A 19,115-nucleotide genomic window follows, 5' to 3' on the forward strand; every position below is an offset into this window, starting at 1 on the left:
AGCACGAAACGCTGGTCGTGCAGGTCCTTAGAGTTCGGCCAGCAGGCGCAGGCCGGCCCTGGCCGGGCGGATGGCGGTGGTGCCCCTGCCCGCCCGGCCCGTGAACGCGTTGATCGACTCCTCGTCGATCGTGATACCGGCTCCCGGCGCGTCACCCAGGATGAAGGCGCCGTCCTCGACGGTCGCGTCGAACGTCAGGCCGAGGGGTGGCCGGAGGTCCTGCAGTTCGCTGGCCAGGTGGTTGGGGACCGCCGTCGCGGCGTGCAGCAGCCCGAACGGAGTGGTGCCGATCGGGCTGACCGGCAGATCGAAGGCGTGGGCCAGCATCGCCACCCGCAGGAAGTGCGTGACACCCCACACCGCCGCCGTCTGCACGATGTCCACCGCCCCGGCCGCGATGAGCGGCCGGAACTGCTCCAGGCCGGTGAGGTTCTCCCCCGTGGCGACGGCCGCGCGGACACCCCGGCCGACCGCGGCCAGTCCGTCGGCGTCCCAGCGGCGGACGGGCTCCTCGATCCAGGTCAGATCCAGGGTGCGTTCGAGATCGGCCACGTGACGGACCGCCTGTTTGCGTGACCAGGCCTCGTTGGCGTCGAGCATCAGGCCGGGCCGGGCGCCGTGCCCGGCCTCGGTGAGCACCTCACGCACGAGGGTGAGACGGTGCCGGTCACGGTCGACGTCCAGCCCGCCCTTGAGCTTGGCCGCGCGCAGACCGCGTTCCGCGTATTCCTGGTAGGCGGCGACCAGCGCGGCGTCGTCCAGGCCGATGTCCAGGCCGGAGGCGTAGGCGGGGACTTTTCTGTCGCGTCCGCCGAGCACGCGCCACAGGGGCTGGCCCGCGGCTTTGGCCTTGATGTCCCACAGGGCGGTGTCGAGGGCCCCGATGGTGCCGAAGACCACGCCCGCGTGACCGGCTTTGAACGCGCGCCGCAGCATGCGGTCGTAGAGCGCCGTCACGGCGCGCGGGTCCTCCCCTTCCAGAGCGGCGAAGATCGATTCGATCTCGACGTGTGGTCCCATCCCGACGCCGGTGATCCCCTCGTCGGTCTCGACGACGACGAGGGAGACCGGAACCACGCCGTCGGTGAACTGGCCGTTGGCGTCGCCGACAGGCCGGCCCCAGTCGTGGACGGTGGTCAGTGCGCGATACCCCGAGATGCGCATGTCAGCCCTTCGTGGAACCGGCGGTGACACCGTCGGCGATCTGGCGCTGGAGGAAGAGATAGACCAGCAGGACGGGTATGGCGGCGATGAGTACCCCCGAGGCGAAGGTGGGGATGTTGTCGGTGTACTGCCCGCGCAGCGAGGTGACCCCGACCATGAGCGTGCGGTGGTCGGCCGACGGCATCATGAGCAGCGCGATCAGCACGTCGTTCCAGCAGAACAGCGCGTTCAGGATGCCGACCGACAGCAGCGCGGGCCGTCCGATGGGCACCATGATCCGCCGGTAGACGCCGTAGACGGTGTTGCCGTCGATCCGCGCCGCGTCCACGATCTCCCGGGGGACCGACCGGTAGTAGCTGGTCATCAGGAAGACCGTGAACGGCAGGAACTGCGCCACGTACGCGAGGATCAGCCCCGGATAGGTGTCGATGAGGCCGGTGTCGGCCATGACCCGCGAGATCGGCACCATGATCACCTGGAACGGGATGAACAGCGCGGCCAGGCAGCCGATGAACAGGGCCTTCGACCCGCGGAACGGCAGCCTGCTCAGCGCGAAGCCCGCCATCGAGCCCAGCCACAGCAGCAGGAACACCGACGCCGCGACCACGAGGAGCGAGTTGGCGAAGTAGCGGGCCATGCCGACGCTGTTCCACGCCGCGGCGATGTTCTCCCACTGGAGCGTGTCGGTCAGCGAGAAGCGGTCGAGGACGTACTCGCGCCGCGTCTTCATGGCCACGTTGGCCGTGAAGATCAGGGGATAGATCGTGGCCAGGGCCAGGATCGCCATCGGAACGGCGACCACCCACTTGGCGATGCGCCGCATCAGTCCTCCCGTCCCGCGCGGCGCAGCACGCTGATCTGCAGCAGGCCCACCACGAGCATGATGAGGAACAGGACCGTGGAGGCCGCCGAGGCGAGCGCGGGCCGGTTCATCTGCCCCTGCTGAATCCAGATGTAGTACTCGGGCAGATAGGTCGAGCCCTCGGGCCCGCCGCTGGTCATCACGAAGAGCAGGCCGAACATCGAGGTCAGCATGCCGATCATCGTCGTGACGAAGACGAACTGGATCGTCTGGCTCAGGCTCGGGATGATGACGTGCCAGATGCTCTGGCGCAGCGAGGCGCCGTCGACGCGGGCCGCGTCGAGCAGCGAGGCGTCGAGGGTGGCGAAGCCGGCGAGGAACACCACCAGTGCCATGCCGAACGTCGCCCAGATCTGCACCCCGACGACGGCGAGCTTCGCCACCGTCGGGTCTCCCAGCCAGTCGACCGGGCCCAGGCCGATCGCGCCGAGGAGTTCGTTCAGCGGGCCGTCGAAGGCGAGCATCAGGTTGAAGATCGCTCCGACGATCACCGGTGACAGCACGGCGGGGAAGAAGTAGACGCTGCGGAAGAACCGGTGGCCCGGCACCTTCAGGTAGATGAACGTCGCCAGCAGCCCCGGGATCGCGACGGCGACCGGCAGGAGCAGCACCAGCAGCCCCACGTTGGCCAGCGCGGTCTGGAACAGCGGATCGTCCAGCAGCTCCAGGTAGTTGGCCAGGCCGACCGCCGTGCCGTTGGCGTCGCCGTCTCCGGTGAAGGAGAAGTTGACGCCCAGCGCGAGCGGGTAGAGCCGCAGCGCCACGATGATCAGCACCGCCGGGGCGATCAGTACATACGGCGCGAAGCGTTCGGAACGCCCCCGGCGGCGGGCCGCGCCGTGACGGGCCCGCTCCTTCTTCGTCTCTCCCTCGGCGGTCCGCCCGGAGTCATCCGGGCGGACCGCCGGTGAGGTGTTCCTCGTCGGCACCGGCTCAGTTCTCCTGGTCGGAGGCGGCCAGTTCCTCCACCGCCTCGTCGACGGTGGCCGAACCGCTCAGCAGCTTCTGCGACAGCCGACCCATCAGGTCGATGGTCTTGGAGTCCATCGCGACGTGCAGCGCCGGCTTGCCCGCCTTGAGCTGTGCCACGATCTCGCCGACGACGGGGGCGTCCTGCGGCGCGGAGATGGTGGTGTCGGAAGCGATCGCGCCCGCCTCGGCGGAGAAGGACGACAGGGCGTCGGTGGTGGTGAGCGAGCGGATCAGGTCGGCCGCGGCCTGGGGGTCCTTGGTCCACTTGGCCGCCGCGTAGCCGATGCCGCCGTCGTAGGGCAGGCTCGGCGTGGCGCCTTCGGTGACGACCGGGGCGAGCATGATGCCGACCTTGTCGGGGCCGATGAACTCGCCGAAGTCCTTCCAGTGGCCGATGTCGGACATCAGGCCGATGATGTGGGCGGCCTTGCCGGTGTTGAACACCGAGAAGATGTCGGTGAACATCGCCGTGGAGTTGGCGCCCTCGTTGTTGAGCTTCTTGTCCCCGGTCTCCTTGAACATCTCGAAGATCTTCTTGACGTGGGGGGACTTCCAGTCGCGCTTGCCGGCGATCCAGTCGTCGTACTCGGCCGGCGTCAGGACGCCCGAGCCCATCCCGGAAAGCCAGAACTGCGGCCCGATGCCCTCCTTGTTGCCGAGGGCGAAGCAGGCGGCGCCGGTCGCCTTCTTGAGCTTGTCGCAGTTGGCGAGGAACTCGTCCCACGTCGTGGCGGGGGCGGCGATGCCGGCCTTCTCGTAGAGGGCCTTGTTGTAGTAGATCGGGTGGCCCTGGAGGGTCACCGGGGCGCCGTAGGTCTTGCCGTCCTTGGCGAAGGCCTCCCAGCCGGCCAGGCGCGACCTGTCTTCTGCGACGTACTCGTCGAGGGGCAGCAGTGAGTCGGCCCGATCGCGGATCTGGCCGCCGCCGTTGAAGAGCATGACGTCAGGGCCGGTCTTGGTCTGCATCGCCGCGCCGAGCAGGGTGTAGTACTGCTCGAACGGCTGAGGCACGAACTCGACGGTGACGTTGGGGTGCTTCTTGGCGAAGTCGGCCTTCGCCTTCTCTATGTACGTCTTCGCATATGGCTCACCGGACTTCCAGTCCCAGACCACGAGTTTGGTCGGGGCGGCCGCCGCTCCCGACTCGGTCGGAGCCGTCGACGCGGGCCGGCTGGCGCTACCACAAGCGGCGACGGCCACGGACAGCACCGCGGCCATCGCCCACAGGGTTGGCTGCTTCATCGTTGTTCACCCTCCACGCGGAGACCGGCTGCCCCGGCCATCCATGTGTGGGGAACGTAATTCGTATGACGTCTTACGTCAATAAGTACGACACATTCTGATTCTCAATCGTGGTCCGGGAGGGAGGCCCTAGAGAAGGGGGAGCAGGGCGTTGAGGCGTCCGGAGGCGAACCCGGACAGGTCGAGGGAGCAGAAGGTGAATCCGGCCTCGCGTACCGAGGCGTCGATGGACTCCCGCAGGTCGGCGGCCCTGGGGAGGTCGGCCTTCGGCACCTCGACCCGGGCGAGCGTGCCCTGGGAGTGGGCGCGGACCCGGCAGACGGCGAAGCCGAGATCGTGCAGGGCCCGCTCGGCGAGCTCGATCCTTCGCAGGATCTCGGGCGTGACCGGGTCGCCGTAGGTGACCCGGGAGGCGAGGCAGGGCGCCGCCGGTTTGCCGGCCGTGGTGAGGCCGAGTTCGCGGCTGAGCGCGCGGACGTCGGCCTTCGTCAGACCGGCGTCGACGAGCGGGGCCACGGCGCCGCGTTCGGCCGCCGCCCGCTGGCCCGGCCGGTGGTCGCCGAGGTCGTCGAGGTTGGTGCCCAGCGCGATCCGGGCACCGAGGGCCTCCGCGAGCGGGGCGAAGGCGTCGAAGAGGGCCGATTTGCAGTGGTAGCAGCGGTCGGTGCCGTTCGCGACGTACGCGCTCCGCTCGGCCTCGTGGGTGCCGATCTCGACGTGGGTGAGGCCGTGCTCGCGGGCCAGCGCGCGGGCGGCGGACAGCTCGGAGGCGGCCAGGCTGGGCGAGACGGCGGTGGCGGCCACGGCCCGTCTCCCCAGCTCCCGGGCCGCGACGACGGCCAGTAACGCCGAGTCGGCGCCGCCGGAATAGGCGACGACGAGGGCGCTCTCCTGCCGCAGCCGTTCGGTGAGCCGGTGCATCGCGTGGTTCATCGGGGGTCTCCCTGCGAGGGGTGGAAAGGACGCCCCCGAAGGTAGTCCCTCACGCGTCGCGGACGAGCTCCGCGTGGTGGTGCACGATGGCCCAGCCTGTCGCCGACCGGCGCAGGACGTCGGTGACCCGGGTGTGCTCGGGCCCGGCGCCCGGCGCGACCGCCACCAGCACGTACCTGGCCACGGCGGTGTCGCCCCACACGTCCACGCGCATCTCCTCCGCGGTCAGCGAGTCGAGCGAGGGGCGGGCTCCGGCGGCGTCGCGGCGGGCGCGGTAGGCGTCGAGTTCGGCTCTGGTCCGCAGCGGACCCGGCAGGTGGGTCTCCCAGGTGGTCACGTCCGGATGGAGATACGTATCGAAGCGGGCGCGGTCTCCCGCGAGGAATGCGTCGTACATATCCTCGATGGCGGCGGCGACCTCGTCGTAGCCGGTCATGCGTCGTCACGGACGACGCGTCCGCCCTTCATCACCCAGCGGACGCCCCGGAACGCCGACGCCGACTCCAGCGGATCGGCGTCCATGGCGATGAGGTCGGCGAATCTGCCCGCCTCGACGGTGCCCAGATCGGCCTCCGCGCCGAGCCACCGGATGGGGCCGAGGGTCGCGGCGTGGAGGGCGCGGGCGGGGCCGAGACCGGCGTCGGCCATGTGCTCCAGTTCGCGGACGGTGGCGTTGGTGCCCTCGAAGTCCCAGAACGGGGGCATGTCGCTGCCGAGCAGCACCTCGACCCCGGCGGCCAGGGCCAGGGCGTAACTCTCCAGGTGGCGGGGGCCCGCGCCGAGCGAGCGGCGCTGCATCCACTCGGGCACGCCGAGTTCGTCGAAGAACGCCTTGCAGCGGGTCACCAGCAGGGTCGGCACCAGCGCGGTGCCCCTGGCGGCCATCGCGGCGACCACGTCGGGGGTGAGCTGGTAGCCGTGCTCGACGCAGTCGAGGCCCAGTTCGACGGCCTCGGCGATGACCCCGGCGGGGCCCGCGTGGGCGGTGACCTTGCGGCCCCAGGCGTGCGCGGTCTCGATGACGGCGGCCAGTTCGTCGGTGAAGAGCTGGCGGGTGTGGATGTCCTCGTGCTCGCCCGCGATGCCGCCGGAGATCATCACCTTGATGAGGTCGGCGCCCGCCTTGACCTGGTTGCGCACGCCCCGGCGGAAGCCGTCGGCGCCGTCGCACTCCAGGGTGTCGGTGCCCTCGTGGCCGTGGCCGCCGGTGGAGACGAGCGCGCGCCCGGCCGTGAAGATGCGCGGGCCGTCCACCCGGCCGGCGGTGATGGCGCGCCGAAGTGCGAAGTCGGCGTGGTCCTTCTCGGCGACGCAGCGGACGGTGGTGACGCCGCAGTGCAGGGTGCGGCGGGCGCCGTCGGCCATGTAGTAGGCCAGGTCGTGGGGGCTCAGGTTCTTGACCGCGTCGCCGCCCTCGCCGGGCAGCGACAGGGACAGGTGGGTGTGCATGTTGACCAGGCCGGGCGTCAGGAAGGCACCGTCCAGGTCGATGCGGCGGTGGTCACTTCCGGCCTCGGCCAGGATCTCGCTCGCGGGGCCGACGGCGGCGATGCGGTCGCCGCGCACCCACACCGCCGCGTCGTGTACGGGGGTGAGGCGGGCGTCGACCACGATGCAGCCGGTCAGGACGGTCGAGGTCATGCCGGGCCGGTCCCTTCGCCGGCGCGGAGGGCCGGGAGGACCTCGCCGCCGAGTTTCTCCACGGCCTCGCGCAGGTCGGGGCCGAGCGGGGGGCCGAACGACAGGTGGGTGGCGCCCGCCGCGCGCAGCCCACGGCAGCGGTCGACGACGTCGGCGGTGCCTCCGGTGATGCCGAGCGACAGCATGCGGTCGTCGACCAGTCGCGCGGCGGCGTCCAGGCCGTCGCGCTCCAGGACGGCGGTGATCGGGGCGAAGTCCTCGACCGCGAGACCGGCCCTGCTCAGCAGGTACGGCGCGAACGACGGACCGTAGTAGGCGATCTTGGCGGCCATGGCGAGCCGGGCCTGGTCGTCGTCGCCGCCGGTCGACACCCAGAAGCAGGCCGGGATGTCGAGCTCGTCCACGGAACGCCCTGCCTCCTCGGCGCCCTTGGCCACCTCGGACCTCGCGGTGGTGAAGTGTTCCGGCGGGTAGAGCAGCGGCAGCACGCCGTCGGCGAGCCGCCCGGCCATCTGGAGCATCTTGGGGCTCATCGCACCCACGTACACGGGAATGGGATCGCCCGGCGGCAACCGCAACTCCGAGAGCGGGCCGAACCATTCCGGCAGGTCACCGCGCTGCTCCTCGGCACCGAGCAGAGTGCGCAGGACGGTGACCGCCTCGGCGGTCCTGGACAGCGGGCGCGGACGGTCGATCCCGGCCCAGCCGAGGAACTCGGCCGATCCGGCGGCGACGCCGAGCAGGAACCGGCCGCCGGTGGCCTCGCGCATGGTGGCGGCCATCATCGCGATCTCCGACACGTGGACGGAGTAGGGGTTCATGATGCCGACGCCCAGCTTGATGCGGTCGGTCTTGGCGGCCAGCAGGCCGAGGAGGACCGGGGCCGAGCGGAGGAACAGGTCGTTGGAGACCCAGAGCTGGTCGAAGCCGTGCCGTTCGGCCCGCTGCGCCAGGTCGACCAGAGTCGGAATGTCCAGGTCGTTGTTGACCCGCAGGGAGTACGTCACGTTCCGACCGCCTTCGCGTCGATCTCGACCTCGACCAGGAAACCCTCGCCGATGAGGGCGCCGACCACGTAGGTGCTGTTGGCGGGGGCCACGTCGCCGAACACCTCGGCGTGGGCGCGGGCGGCCTCCTCCCAGTCGGCGTCCGGGGTGAGCAGCAGGCGGGTGCGGTAGACGGTGGTCCGCGCCCCGCCCAAAGCCTCGACCGCCTGAACAGCGCGACGCAGGCAGTGGAGGGTCTGCGCGTAGGTGTCGCCGGGATGGAGGGCGGCGCCGTCGTCGGCGTGGGCCGTGGTACCGCTCACCGCGATATCGCCGCCCTGACGGGCCGCGCGTGAGTAGCCCGCCCGTTCCTCCCAGCCGGAGCCGTCCTTGTACCTCGCCCCCGCCGGTTCAGGGATCGAGCCCTGACTGGGGTCGGTGTACTCCTCGATCCGAGTGACCTGGCCGTTCCGCACCTCGACGCGCATCATCGCGTCGGCGGCCATGCCCTCGCCGCGGTAGACGCAGCGCTGAACATAGCCACCCGGCACCGGGTCGATGCGCACGTCGGTGGCGTGGAAGCCCTTGATCTCCGCGTCGATGCGGCGGATCGCGTCCAGGCTCTCGGCCTTGTCGCGTTCGACGCCGTCGTAGTTGTGCCAGATGCGGATGTCGTCGGCGTACAGGCGGTCGAGGCGGGCGACGTCGCCGGAGGTGATGGCGTCCAGAAGCTCGGCGGCGAAGGCGCGGATATTTCCGGATTCGGGCGCGGCCTCCCCGAAAGTCTCCGCGAGTGCGTCTGCCTTCTCCAGTTCCCCTGCGTCGCCGAGCAGTTGCAGGCGCTGCACGGCCAGCGGGAGGTTGCCGTCGGACCACAACGCGTCGTGGAAAGCGCGCAGGTCGAAGCCCTCGCGGTCGCGGCGGGCGGCGTCGGCCAGCAGGCGGGTGACCTGGACCTTCCCCACCTGGTACGACAGACCCAGGCCGGGCGCGGAGGCGAAGAAGGCGGCCTCCTCCCTGGCGGTGCCGAGGTCCATCGGCACGAGTTCCTGCAGCGCGCGGGCGGCGCCGTCGATGTCGAGCTCGCCGAGCGCGAGGCGCACGTCCACCTCGGCCCTGATCGCGCGCAGCCGCATGAAGTTGTAGACGATGGCCCGGGTGAGCGGCGCGTCCTCGAACAGGCCGGTCTGGAGCATCATCTCCTCGTTGTAGAAGGCGATGCCCTCGTTCGGCACCGAGTCGTAGAACCGCCGGTGGGCCGGATCGGGGTGCCGCCAGGTCAGCGCGAGCTGCTGGTAGTGGACGCCCTCGTGAATGATCCCGGCCCGGGGGTCGGCCGCGTTGGCCCGGTAGAAGTAGGGCAGGTCGGGGCCCGGCACGGGAACGTAGGCGATGCCGTCCTGATCGAGCCGGTGCTCGTCGGTGAGGTCGTCGCTGACGCCCAGCCAGTACAGCGGCTCCAGGTAGCCGGGCCGGGGCAGGTTCCGGTAGTGCCGCAGCTCCGGCGGCTGGGACAGCAGGCCGCGCTGCTCGTAGAAGGCGCGCACCTCCAGCTCGGCGGCGCGCTCGGCCGCGCACTGCTCCTCGGCGCTCGAAGGGGGCGGCGGCCACTCGGGCGGGCCCGATCTGGCCCGCTCGAACAGCTCGAACGCCTCGGCGCGGTCGCGTTCCTGAGCCGCGAGGGCGAGGATCTCGTCGGCCGACCAGGGCAGCAGCGCGACCCGGTGCAGGAAGAAGCCGAAGCCCTCCGCGCCGACGGGCCGGTGCGGGGCGAGGCCGGGCAGCCTCTCGGTCAGCCAGGCCCGCCAGTCGGCGAGTGCCTCCGCCGCCTCGTCGGCGGCTTCGATCGCGGCCTCCCGGACGGCCGGGTCGAGATGCGGCGCGAGCAGGCCGATCGAGGTCCGGAGCTGGCCCGACACGTCGGCGCTGTCGGTCAGGGCGAGTTCGGCGAACTCGCGGGTGGCGGTGCCGTCGAGGTTGGCCTTGGCCGTGGCGAGGGTGCCGGGGATCCAGCGCAGCCGTTCGACCAGGTCGGCGCTGCGGGCCGGGTCGAACGGGCCGGGGGCGAGCAGCGCGTCGTAGATGTGGCCGACGGTCTGGTCGAGGTAGAACCAGGGGTCGCGCCGCCAGTTCTGGAGGACGTCCAGCTCCCAGCGCACCCGCGCGGTCGCCGAACCGAGCAGCCGGCGCGGCACCTCGATCGCGGGGTCCTCCGAGGGCGCGATCTCCGCCAGGTCGCTCTCGATCGAGGCCAGGAAACGCCGGTCCTCCTCGACGGTGACGGCGTCCCACTCCGGGCGCCACCCGGCGGGCCGGACCACCCGGGGGATGTCGTCGCGGCTACGCGGGGTGGTGGCCAGCCGCCAGGCCCAGAACCGCCGGGTCAACTCGTCGAGCACGTCGTGTCCTTCCATGAATCACTCCGCCAGGACGCAGGCGGCCGACCGGCCGTCCCGCAGGATCCTGAGCGGCGGGTCGTCGTGCGCGCACGAAGGCAGGGCGACCGGGCAGCGCGGATGGAACCGGCAACCGGCGGGCGGCCGCGAGGGGTCGGGCACGTCCCCCGGCAGCTCGACCGGCAGCACGCCCGCGCCGTCGGCGCGGGGCACCGCCGAGATGAGCGCTTTCGTGTACGGATGAGCGGGCTCCGACCACACCTGCCGCGTCGGGCCCACCTCAACGACGCGGCCCAGGTACATGACCGCCGTCCGGTCGGCGATCTGCCGCACCACCGACAGGTCGTGCGAGATGAACACCAGCCCCATGTCGAGCTCGCGCACCAGCTCCACCAGCAGGTTCGCCACCGACGCCTGCGCGGAGGCGTCGAGCGCGCTGATCGGCTCGTCGGCGATGATGCAGCTCGGCTCGGCGGCCAGCGTCCTGGCGATCGCGATGCGCTGCCGCTGCCCGCCGCTGAACTCGTGGGGATACCGCTTCACCGAGTCGGCCGGGAGGCCGACGCGTTCGAGCAGCTCACCGGCCCGGCGCCGGGCCTCCGCCTTGGACGTCCCGCCGAGCAGGTACCCGTCGCCGACCTGGTCACCGACCAGGCGCCGGGGGTTGAGGGAGGCGTACGGATCCTGGAAGACCATCTGCAGCCCGCGCAGACCGGCCGGGCGGCGCCGCAGCCCCAGCGGCGCGACCGGACGGCCGTCGAAGCGGATCTCCCCGGCGGCGGTGGGCTGGAGCCCGACGACCGCGCGGCCCAGCGTCGACTTGCCGCAGCCCGACTCCCCGACCAGCCCGAGGATCTCGCCCCGGGCGAGGGTCAGGTCGGCGTGGTCGACCGCCCGGAGCGGCGATGCGCCCGTCCGGTGATACTCGACGGCGACCCCGGTCGCCTCCAGCAACGCGCTCACGCGGCACCTCCCAGCGGGTCGGGCGGACAGGCGGACAGATGCCCGGCTCCGACGAGCACCGGCTCCGGGCGCTCCGACCGGCACGAGTCGACGGCGAACGCGCATCTCGGGTGGAACGGGCACCCGTCGGGCACCGCGCCCAGCGACGGCGGCCCGCCGGGGATCGGCCGCAGCGTCGCCGCCCCGCCCTCCGGGTGGGGCAGCGCGTCGAGCAGCCCCCGGGTGTAGGGGTGCCGGGGACGGGTCAGCACGGTCTCGCGCGGGCCGACCTCGGCGGTGCGACCTGCGTACATGACGCAGATGCGGTCGGCCACGGCCGACATCACGCCCAGGTCGTGGGTGATCACCACGACCGCGAGGTCGCGCTCCAGCCGCAGCCGGTGCAGCAAACGCAGGATGCCCGCCTGCACGGTGACGTCGAGCGCGGTCGTCGGCTCGTCGGCCAGCAGCAGCCGGGGTTCGCACGCCAGCGCGACGGCGATGGCGATGCGCTGGCGCATGCCGCCGGAGAACTGGGCCGGGTGGGCGCGCAGGGCCCGTTCGGGGTCGGGGATGCGTACCGTCGACAGCAGTTCGACCGCCCGGCCGCGCGCCTCCGACTTGCCGATCCCCAGGTGGTGGCGCATGTGCTCGGTCACCTGGGTCTCGATGCTGAGCATCGGGTGCAGGCTCGTCGACGGGTCCTGCGACACCATCGCGATGCGGCGCCCGCGCACGTCGCGCAGTTCGCGGGGCTTCATGGCGAGCAGGTCGCGGCCCTCGAAGACGGCCCGGCCGGTGGTCCTGGCGGCGTGCGGGAGCAGGCCGAGCAGCGCCATCGCGGTCATCGTCTTGCCGCTGCCGCTCTCCCCCGCGATGCCGAAGACCTCGCCGGCGTCGACCCGGAACGACAGTCCGTCGACGGCCTTGCGGGGGCCGTTCCTGGTGGCGAGCCACACGGTGAGGTCCTCGACCTCCAGTAGCGTTCCCATGGTCACCCCCTGATGGCACGCGCGGTGCGCGGATCGAGGGCGTCCCGCAGCGTGTCTCCGACGAAGTTGAAGGCGAGCACGACGGTCAGGATGGACAGGCCCGGATACAGCCACAGCCACCACAGGTCGAAGTAGTCCATCCCCGACACCACCATCGAGCCCCATTCGGCCATGGGCGGCTGCGCGCCGAGCCCGAGGAACGACAGGCCCGACAGCAGCAGCACGGCGTTGCCGACGTCGAGCGCCGCCATGACCAGCACCGGCCCGGCGACGTTCGGCCGCAGGTCGACGATCATCGTGCGGACCGAGGAGGATCCGAGCAGCCGCCCGGCGGCGACGTACTCGGAGTTGCGGGCCGACAGGACCAGCCCGCGCACCAGCCGGGCGTACGACGGCCACGACACCACGACGACCGCCAGAACCGCGTTGCGCAGTTCGGGGCCGAGGGCGGCGGCGACCGCCATCGCCAGGATGATGCCGGGGAAGGCGAACACCAGGTCGGCCAGCCGCATGAGCGTGCCGTCGACCCAGCCGCCGAAGAACCCGGCCACCGCGCCGACGACCGACCCGATCACCGCCGACAGCGCCACCAGCAGGAACGCCAGCGGCAGCGACACCTGCGCGCCGTAGATCACCCGGCTGAGCACGTCGCGGCCGAGCTGGTCGGTGCCGAACAGGTGGGTGGCCGAGGGTTCGAGCAGCTTGTCGGCGATCTGGTCGACCGGGCCGTAGGGCGCGAGGACGGGCGCGAGCAGCGCCACCAGCACCCAGAGCACGACGAAGGCGGCGCCGACCAGAGCCAGGGGCTGCCGCCACGGGGTGCGGGATCCAGTCGTCATGTGAGCCTGATCCTCGGGTCGATGACCCCGTACAGCAGGTCGACGAGCAGGTTGATGAGGATGTAGACGGCGGCGACGACGATGCTGACGCCCATGATGCCGGGCAGGTCGAGGTTGACCGCGCTGCGGTAGGCGTACTGGCCGACGCCGGGCCAGGAGAAGATCTTCTCCACCAGCACGGCGCCCGACAGCAGGCTGCCGAAGGCGACGCCGGCCACCGTGATGATCGCGACCATCGCGGGGCGCAGCACGTGGCGCACGATGACGACGCGTTCGGGCAGGCCCTTGGCCCGGGCCGCGCGCACGTAGTCGTTCCCGAGGATCTCCAGCACCGACGCGCGGCTGAAGCGCATCAGCATGCCCACCGTGTAGACGGCCAGCACGAAGGCGGGCAGCACCAGGTGGCCGAGCGCCGACCACATGACGTCCCACTGTCCGGCCAGCGCCGCGTCCACCGAGTAGAAGCCGGTCGTGTACGGCGGCGGGCTCATCACCGGATCGAGCCGCCCGGTCCCCGGCAACAGGTCGAACTTGAACGACAGCAGGTAGAACGCGACGAGCGCGACCCAGAAGGTCGGCATGGACACCCCGCCCAGGCTGACCACCCGCAGCACCTGGTCGGGCCAGCGGTCGCGGTTGACCGCGGCCACCACGCCGAGGGCGACGCCGACCAGCAGCGACACCACGATCGCGAACAGCGCGAGCTCGATCGTCGCGGGCACGAACTCGGCGAGGTCCTCGGCCACCGGCCGGTGACTCTGCTGCGACATGCCCAGGTTCCCCTGGAACACGTTGCCGATGTACGTCAGGTACTGCACCGGAATCGGCTGGTCGAGCCCGTATTTGGCGCGGAACGCGGCCACCGCCGCCGGGTCGCCGATCGCCTGCTGCCCCAGGTTGGCGGCGGCGGGATCGCCCGGGACCAATTGGGTCAGGGTGAAGGCCACGAGGGTGATGCCGACGCACAGCAGCAGGGCGGCCGCCAGCCGCCGGGCGAGGAACCGCAGCAGCACCCCGCCGGGGCGCGAGGCCCCGGCGGTGCCGCTTTTCGGCTTAGCCGAGCTCACGGACGTTGACCAGCCAGAGGGCGTTCGACTGCAGGTTGGTCACCGACTTCGCGGCGACCAGGATCTGCGCCGGCTGGATCAGCGGCATCATCGGGCCCGCCTCGTTCATCTTGTGCTGGATGTCGACGTACAGCGCCGAGCGGGCGGTGTCGTCGACGGTGCTGCGGGCCTTGGCGCCCAGTTCCTCCAGTTCGGGGGCCGAGCCCTCGGCCCATCCGGCCCGCAGGCCCACGAGCTGGCCGGGCAGGAAGTTGAGGTAGTTGCTGGGGTCGGGGAAGTCGGGGCCCCAGTACCACAGGCCGAGCTCCTCGGTGCCGCCCCGGTAGGACTCCAGCGCGGTCTGCACCGACGCGGGGGCCAGCTCGACGTTGATGCCGACCTCCTTGAGGTTGGCCTGCACGCGGGCCGCGAGGTCGCCGAACTGGAGCCCGTTGACCTGCACGTCACTCGGGTAGTTCAGCTTGACGGTCGGGTTCTGCAGGCCCGACGCGGCCAGCGCGGCCTTGGCCCTGGCGACGTCGCGCTTGATCCCGTCGGCGGCCGGGAGCGCGCCCAGGAAGACCGAGGGCACGACGCCGGGCGCCTGCACGGCGCCCTCACCGGCCAGGTCGATCAGTCCCTGGTAGTCGACGCCGTAGCGGACGGCCTCCTGGAACTTGGGGTTGGAGGAGATCTTGGAGATCTCCGGATTGTTGTTCGTGAACAGGAAGAACAGGTTCGGCGAGGCGCCGTTGACGACCTGGAGGCCGGTCATGCCCTTGGCCTGCTCGGCCGACAGGTCCACCGCGATCTGCGACTCGCCCTTTTGGACGTTGAGCCGCTGCACGTTGGCCTGCGTGTTGCGCACGACGACCTTGGAGTAGACCGGCTTGGTGCCCCAGTAGTTGGGGTTCGCGGCCAGCACGACCTGCGAGGTGGTGCTGTAGCTCTCCAGGATGTACGGGCCGCTGCCGAGCGAGGTCTTGTTGAAGAACGCCTCGGCGGTGTCGGCCTTGTCGGCGCCCTCGGCGTCGCTGGCGCCGTTCTTCTTGGCCACCGCCGAGTTGACGATGCCCAGCGCGGGGTTCGGCAGGATGAACGGGATGGCGGTGTTCGGCTCCTCGCTGGCGATCACGACGGTGGTCGCGTCGGGCGCGGTGACCGTGAGGCCCGCCATCAGGAACGACGGGTTGCCCTTGACGTTCTTCACGCGGTTGAGCGAGAAGGCGACGTCGGCCGAGGTGACCGGGGTGCCGTCGGAGAACTTCGCCTCGGGGCGAAGCTTGAAGGTGAAGGTCTTGGCGTCGTCGGAGGCGGTGAACGACTCCGCGAGCGCCGGAACCGGCTTGGTCACGTCGCCGCCCTTGAAGGTCAGCAGCGTGTCGTAGATCGTCTGGTCGATCAGCAACCCCGAGGGCTCGAACATGCGGGCCGGGTCGGTGGTCTTCAGCTGGAACGCGGTGTCGATGACGAGGGTCTTCCCGGCCTGCCCGCCGGGCGAGGACGGGGCGGCGGAGTTGCCGCCGCCACAGGCGGCGAGCAGGCTCAGGGCCACTGCTGCGGTGAGCGCACCGGCAGACCGGCGGATCTTCATGGGGGTCTCCAAGGCCGGGCTACGAACAAATGTGGGGCGACGTGCAGCCTTACTGCACGTTGACCGGGCACGCTAGGCCGTCGGCAGGGAGCCCGTCAAGACCGGTTACCGCAGATCACCTGCTCACAACTGTCTGTTGACGGCGTCTGCCCGCACCCCTACCGTGCTGCCACGCGTGTAGTTAACCTGCACGTGACAACTCGATGGTAGGAAAGGACGGCGTGGGTGATCGGAGATCGCTTGCACGAGTTGCGCACCGAACGGGGGATGAGTCTGCGCGCCCTGGCCGAGCAGGCCGGGGTCTCTCCGACGCTGCTCAGCCAGATCGAGCGGGGCATCACCGAGCCGAGCCTGTCGACCCTGCGCCGCCTGGCGGGGGTGTTCGGCGCGTCCATCGCCTCGCTGTTCGAAGACCCGGCCGCCCCCGCGGTGTGGATCAGCCGGCCCGGTGAGCGCACCACCCTCGGCGCGCCCAACGGCCAGATCCGCTACGAGCGGCTGACCCCCGGCAACGGGCAGCTCGAAGTGCTGCACGCCGTGCTGGCGCCCGGCGAGGTCTCCAGCGAGGAGCTGTGGAGCCATCCGTCGCTGGAGTGCGTGTACGTCGTGTCGGGCACGCTGACCGTCCAGGTCGAGAAGTCGGTCTACACCGTCACCGCCGGCGAGAGCCTGACCCTCGACTCCAACCGGCCACACCGCTACCTGAATGACTCTGCGACCAACACGGAGATCGTTTTGGCCATAAACCCCCCGACGCCATGACCGAACCCGACATGGAGCTCTACGACCTCCGGGTCACCGTCGACCGCATCGAGGGCCGGTCGGTCTGCGGCATGAGGGTCGGCGACCACTTCGACCTCACCAACAGCGCCCATCTGACGTTGCCGGAGGGGCGGCACTTCTGCGTGTACGCCCTGGCCTCCGTGCTCCCGTTCCTCGCGGCCAAGCAGCGTGACCTGGCGTCCGGCGACTGGCTGGCCCAGGACAGCGAGTTCGCCTGCCCCGACCCGGAGGAGCGCCTGATCATGCGGGTCTCCCGCACCGGCCGCCGCGGGATGAACTCGGCAGATCTGACATGAGTACCGTCGAGATCGGGCTCGGCCTCCAGAGCGACAAGGGCGCGGGCGACTACGCGCGGCTGGCCCGCACCGCCGAGGACCTCGGCTTCGACGTGCTGACCGTCTTCGGCGACCTCATGTACCAGCCGCCGATCTTCCCCCTGCTGGAGATGGCCGCCGCCACCGAGCGGGTGCGCCTGGGCGTCGCCTGCCTCAACCCCTACTCGCTGGCCCCCTACGAGATCGCGGGCCAGATCGCCGCCCTCGACCTGGCCTCGAAGGGCCGCGCCTACCTGGGCCTGGCGCGGGGAACCTGGCTGGGCGCGGTCGGCATCGACCAGCAGCGCCCGCTGGCCACCCTGGAGGAGTCGGCGCAGGTCGTCTACCGCCTGCTGCGCGGCGACGCGAGCGGCTTCGAGGGCCGGGTGTTCCGGCTGGCCCCGGGCACCACGCTCCGCTACCCGGTGCACCGCCCCGATCCCCCGCTGCTGCTCGGCGCGTGGGGCGCCAAGGGGGCGGCGCTGGCCGGGCGCATCGCCGACGAGATCAAGGTCGGCGGCAGCGCCAACCCGGCGATGGTGAAGGTGATCCGCGAACGGCTCCGGCCCGGCGCCGAGGCCGCCGGACGGAACGCCGACGACGTCGGGATCGTGCTCGGCGCGGTCACCGTCGTCGACACCGACGGTGCGGCGGCCCGCTCCCGGGCACGCGCCGAGGTGGCCATGTACCTGGCGGTCGTGGCCGACCTCGACCCCACCCTGGAGATCCCGGCCGACCTGGTGACCCAGGTGAAGGAGCTGGTCGACGCCGGCCGTCACGAGGAGGCGGGCCGCCTCATCCCCGGCGACCTGCTCGACCTGTTCGCCTTCGCGGGCACCCCCGACCACGTCGCCGCGCAGGCGCAGGCGCTCATCGACGCCGGAGTGCGCCGGGTCGAGTTCGGCACCCCCCACGGGCTGAGCGACCGGCGCGGGGTGGAACTCCTGGGGTCCGCGGTGCTGCCCGGACTCAGGCGGGCGAGGTCCGGGGCGGCGTGACAGCGTGCCACGGCAGCGGGGTCGACAGCACCATCGTGCTCGACGGCTGGCCGTAGGGCGCGAGCCGGTCGATGACGTGCTCGAAGGCGTCCATCGTCTCGGCGGCGACCTTGACAATGCAGCAGGCGTCGCCGGTGATCCGGTGGATCTCCAGCACCTCCGGCCACTGGGCCACCGACGGGTCGCGCAGCATGCAGTTGGGGCCGTAACAGGACATCCGGATGATCGCCATCACGGGCCAGCCGGTGCGGGTCAGGTCGACCCGGGCGTGGTAGCCGGAGATGACGCCCGTCTCCTCCAGCCGCCTCACCCGCTCGGCCACGGCGGGCGGCGACAGGTGCACCCGGCGGGACAGCTCGCTGAAGGACAGCCGCGCGTCGACCTGCAGCTCGCGCAGCAGCGCCCAATCCATATCGTCCATGGCGACCTTCGGTTCGTTAAGCGGTTGACCGGTTTGGCCGTGAAACCACAGGCCAGGGGCGCAGCGTACCATTAAGTGCTCCTTCTCGGCAGATGACCGTTTGGTGGAGCATGAGGCCCGTGGAGAGCACGAACAGCACACGCGCGGCCAGGGCCGCCGCCAACGGCGGGAACCCCACTCTGGAGTTCGCCGACGGTCTGCCGTACGACGTCTACGTGCACGCCGGCACCCTGCACTCGCTCCAACGGACCATCAGCAAGGACCCCGGCGAGATGTCCTTCCTCATGGTCAGCCAGATCATGGAGCTCTACTTCGGCCTGACCTGCTTCGAACTGCGCGAGGCCCAGCGGCTGCTGCGCGACGACGACGTCTGGGGCGCGCTCGCCCCGCTGAGACGCGCCACCCTCGACGTCCACGGCCTCAACGCCGCCTGGCGCGGGCTCGACTGGATGACGGCGGCCGACTTCAACCGCTTCCGCGACCAGCTCGGCGAGGCCTCGGGGTTCCAGTCGGCGATGTACCGGCACCTGGAATTCCTGCTGGGCCTGCGCAGCGCGACGCTGCTGCGGCCCTTCCAGCGCCAGCCCGAGGTGTACGCCTCCCTCCAGGACACCCTGCGCGCGCCCAGCCTGTGGGACGACGTGATCGCGGTGCTCGCCCGCCAGGGCTTCGACCTCCCCCGTGACCTGCTGGAACGCGACGTGACCTTCGAGCACGAGAGCCACCCCGCCGTCGAGGCCGCCTGGGTGGAGGTCTACCGGGAGAACACCCCCGGCAACCACCTCTGGTCGCTCGGCGAGGCGCTCACCGACCTCGCCGACGGCTTCGGCGACTGGCGCTGGCTGCACCTCAAGGCGGTGCAGCGGACCATGGGCGAGAAGCCCGGCAGCGGCGGCTCGGCCGGGGCGAACTGGCTGCGCCGCAGCCTGGCCCGCGTCGTCTTCCCCGAGATCTGGTCCGCACGGACCCACGTCTGAACCCCGGAGCCGG

19 protein-coding genes are annotated in these 19,115 nt (G+C 71.2%); 4 read left to right on the forward strand and 15 right to left on the reverse strand.

The genetic code is table 11. From position 1 onward, the window contains the following. Window positions 1-27: 27 nt before the first annotated feature. The 14 genes from ACYQ78_RS09640 to ACYQ78_RS09705 all read right to left on the reverse strand — a co-directional run bounded on the left by ACYQ78_RS09640 (window position 28) and on the right by ACYQ78_RS09705 (window position 15,609). On the reverse strand, window positions 28-1,164 hold the full coding sequence (locus ACYQ78_RS09640; RefSeq protein WP_459800399.1) for a mandelate racemase/muconate lactonizing enzyme family protein: 1,137 nt from the start codon (window positions 1,162-1,164) through the stop codon (window positions 28-30). Window position 1,165: 1 nt separating this feature from the next. Continuing rightward, window positions 1,166-1,987 carry a carbohydrate ABC transporter permease gene (locus tag ACYQ78_RS09645; protein WP_459800400.1) on the reverse strand — a complete coding sequence of 274 codons (822 nt, stop codon included), beginning with the start codon at window positions 1,985-1,987 and terminating at the stop codon, window positions 1,166-1,168. Then, window positions 1,987-2,955 (reverse strand): carbohydrate ABC transporter permease, encoded by a 969-nt coding sequence (locus ACYQ78_RS09650; RefSeq protein ID WP_459800401.1) that lies wholly within the window; start codon window positions 2,953-2,955, stop codon window positions 1,987-1,989. The genes ACYQ78_RS09645 and ACYQ78_RS09650 overlap by 1 nt, the downstream gene beginning before the upstream one ends. Before the next feature lie 4 nt (window positions 2,956-2,959). Continuing rightward, a complete protein-coding gene (locus ACYQ78_RS09655) occupies window positions 2,960-4,240 on the reverse strand; it encodes an ABC transporter substrate-binding protein (protein ID WP_459800402.1) in 1,281 nt (426 codons plus the stop codon). 129 nt (window positions 4,241-4,369) lie between these two features. Next, on the reverse strand, window positions 4,370-5,173 hold the full coding sequence (gene larE / locus ACYQ78_RS09660; protein WP_459800403.1) for an ATP-dependent sacrificial sulfur transferase LarE: 804 nt from the start codon (window positions 5,171-5,173) through the stop codon (window positions 4,370-4,372). A 49-nt stretch (window positions 5,174-5,222) separates the two neighbouring features. Beyond that, window positions 5,223-5,609 (reverse strand): DUF4440 domain-containing protein, encoded by a 387-nt coding sequence (locus tag ACYQ78_RS09665; protein ID WP_459800404.1) that lies wholly within the window; start codon window positions 5,607-5,609, stop codon window positions 5,223-5,225. After that, the gene (locus ACYQ78_RS09670) at window positions 5,606-6,814 is read right to left on the reverse strand and encodes an amidohydrolase family protein (RefSeq protein ID WP_459800405.1); all 1,209 of its coding nucleotides are present in this window, start codon (window positions 6,812-6,814) and stop codon (window positions 5,606-5,608) included. Before ACYQ78_RS09670 ends, ACYQ78_RS09665 begins: the two co-directional genes overlap by 4 nt. Then, the gene (locus ACYQ78_RS09675) at window positions 6,811-7,821 is read right to left on the reverse strand and encodes an LLM class flavin-dependent oxidoreductase (RefSeq protein ID WP_459800406.1); all 1,011 of its coding nucleotides are present in this window, start codon (window positions 7,819-7,821) and stop codon (window positions 6,811-6,813) included. Before ACYQ78_RS09675 ends, ACYQ78_RS09670 begins: the two co-directional genes overlap by 4 nt. Beyond that, a complete protein-coding gene (locus ACYQ78_RS09680; RefSeq protein WP_459800407.1) occupies window positions 7,818-10,214 on the reverse strand; it encodes a DUF885 family protein in 2,397 nt (798 codons plus the stop codon). The genes ACYQ78_RS09675 and ACYQ78_RS09680 overlap by 4 nt, the downstream gene beginning before the upstream one ends. Window positions 10,215-10,217: 3 nt before the next feature. After that, on the reverse strand, window positions 10,218-11,159 hold the full coding sequence (locus tag ACYQ78_RS09685) for an ABC transporter ATP-binding protein (RefSeq protein WP_459800408.1): 942 nt from the start codon (window positions 11,157-11,159) through the stop codon (window positions 10,218-10,220). After that, a complete protein-coding gene (locus ACYQ78_RS09690) occupies window positions 11,156-12,130 on the reverse strand; it encodes an ABC transporter ATP-binding protein (RefSeq protein WP_459800409.1) in 975 nt (324 codons plus the stop codon). The genes ACYQ78_RS09685 and ACYQ78_RS09690 overlap by 4 nt, the downstream gene beginning before the upstream one ends. Window positions 12,131-12,132: 2 nt before the next feature. After that, a complete protein-coding gene (locus tag ACYQ78_RS09695) occupies window positions 12,133-12,969 on the reverse strand; it encodes an ABC transporter permease (protein ID WP_459800410.1) in 837 nt (278 codons plus the stop codon). Then, window positions 12,966-14,036, reverse strand: coding sequence for an ABC transporter permease (locus ACYQ78_RS09700; protein WP_459800411.1), 1,071 nt, complete (start codon window positions 14,034-14,036; stop codon window positions 12,966-12,968). Before ACYQ78_RS09700 ends, ACYQ78_RS09695 begins: the two co-directional genes overlap by 4 nt. Then, a complete protein-coding gene (locus ACYQ78_RS09705) occupies window positions 14,023-15,609 on the reverse strand; it encodes an ABC transporter substrate-binding protein (RefSeq protein ID WP_459800412.1) in 1,587 nt (528 codons plus the stop codon). Before ACYQ78_RS09705 ends, ACYQ78_RS09700 begins: the two co-directional genes overlap by 14 nt. A 225-nt stretch (window positions 15,610-15,834) precedes the next feature. Here ACYQ78_RS09705 and ACYQ78_RS09710 point away from each other — a divergent pair, with 225 nt between their 5' ends. Genes ACYQ78_RS09710 through ACYQ78_RS09720 form a run of 3 tightly spaced genes read left to right on the forward strand, consistent with a single transcriptional unit; the run spans window position 15,835 to window position 17,704 of the window. Continuing rightward, complete coding sequence (locus tag ACYQ78_RS09710; protein ID WP_459800413.1) at window positions 15,835-16,371, forward strand: helix-turn-helix domain-containing protein; 537 nt, start codon at window positions 15,835-15,837, stop codon at window positions 16,369-16,371. Then, entirely contained in the window at window positions 16,368-16,688 is a 321-nt protein-coding gene (locus ACYQ78_RS09715) for a TIGR04076 family protein (RefSeq protein ID WP_459800414.1), read from the forward strand. The genes ACYQ78_RS09710 and ACYQ78_RS09715 overlap by 4 nt, the downstream gene beginning before the upstream one ends. After that, window positions 16,685-17,704 carry an LLM class flavin-dependent oxidoreductase gene (locus tag ACYQ78_RS09720; protein ID WP_459800415.1) on the forward strand — a complete coding sequence of 340 codons (1,020 nt, stop codon included), beginning with the start codon at window positions 16,685-16,687 and terminating at the stop codon, window positions 17,702-17,704. Before ACYQ78_RS09715 ends, ACYQ78_RS09720 begins: the two co-directional genes overlap by 4 nt. Here ACYQ78_RS09720 and ACYQ78_RS09725 read toward each other — a convergent pair. Then, the gene (locus tag ACYQ78_RS09725) at window positions 17,676-18,125 is read right to left on the reverse strand and encodes an Lrp/AsnC family transcriptional regulator (protein WP_459800416.1); all 450 of its coding nucleotides are present in this window, start codon (window positions 18,123-18,125) and stop codon (window positions 17,676-17,678) included. The two genes, ACYQ78_RS09720 and ACYQ78_RS09725, sit on opposite strands and share 29 nt — an antisense overlap. Window positions 18,126-18,244: 119 nt before the next feature. Between ACYQ78_RS09725 and ACYQ78_RS09730 the strand changes: the two genes are divergently transcribed. Further along, the gene (locus ACYQ78_RS09730; RefSeq protein WP_459800417.1) at window positions 18,245-19,102 is read left to right on the forward strand and encodes a tryptophan 2,3-dioxygenase; all 858 of its coding nucleotides are present in this window, start codon (window positions 18,245-18,247) and stop codon (window positions 19,100-19,102) included. Window positions 19,103-19,115 lie beyond the last annotated feature (13 nt).

This window comes from Herbidospora sp. RD11066, assembly GCF_054661255.1.

Bases quoted from the DNA above. Each gene is read 5' to 3' on its own strand.
- ACYQ78_RS09715 (WP_459800414.1), top strand. From the start codon at position 16,368: ATGACCGAACCCGACATGGAGCTCTACGACCTCCGGGTCACCGTCGAC.
- larE (WP_459800403.1), bottom strand. From the start codon at position 5,173: ATGAACCACGCGATGCACCGGCTCACCGAACGGCTGCGGCAGGAGAGC.
- ACYQ78_RS09640 (WP_459800399.1), bottom strand. From the start codon at position 1,164: ATGCGCATCTCGGGGTATCGCGCACTGACCACCGTCCACGACTGGGGC.
- ACYQ78_RS09720 (WP_459800415.1), top strand. From the start codon at position 16,685: ATGAGTACCGTCGAGATCGGGCTCGGCCTCCAGAGCGACAAGGGCGCG.
- ACYQ78_RS09690 (WP_459800409.1), bottom strand. From the start codon at position 12,130: ATGGGAACGCTACTGGAGGTCGAGGACCTCACCGTGTGGCTCGCCACC.
- ACYQ78_RS09645 (WP_459800400.1), bottom strand. From the start codon at position 1,987: ATGCGGCGCATCGCCAAGTGGGTGGTCGCCGTTCCGATGGCGATCCTG.
- ACYQ78_RS09725 (WP_459800416.1), bottom strand. From the start codon at position 18,125: ATGGACGATATGGATTGGGCGCTGCTGCGCGAGCTGCAGGTCGACGCG.
- ACYQ78_RS09680 (WP_459800407.1), bottom strand. From the start codon at position 10,214: ATGGAAGGACACGACGTGCTCGACGAGTTGACCCGGCGGTTCTGGGCC.
- ACYQ78_RS09695 (WP_459800410.1), bottom strand. From the start codon at position 12,969: ATGACGACTGGATCCCGCACCCCGTGGCGGCAGCCCCTGGCTCTGGTC.
- ACYQ78_RS09665 (WP_459800404.1), bottom strand. From the start codon at position 5,609: ATGACCGGCTACGACGAGGTCGCCGCCGCCATCGAGGATATGTACGAC.
- ACYQ78_RS09670 (WP_459800405.1), bottom strand. From the start codon at position 6,814: ATGACCTCGACCGTCCTGACCGGCTGCATCGTGGTCGACGCCCGCCTC.
- ACYQ78_RS09705 (WP_459800412.1), bottom strand. From the start codon at position 15,609: ATGAAGATCCGCCGGTCTGCCGGTGCGCTCACCGCAGCAGTGGCCCTG.
- ACYQ78_RS09655 (WP_459800402.1), bottom strand. From the start codon at position 4,240: ATGAAGCAGCCAACCCTGTGGGCGATGGCCGCGGTGCTGTCCGTGGCC.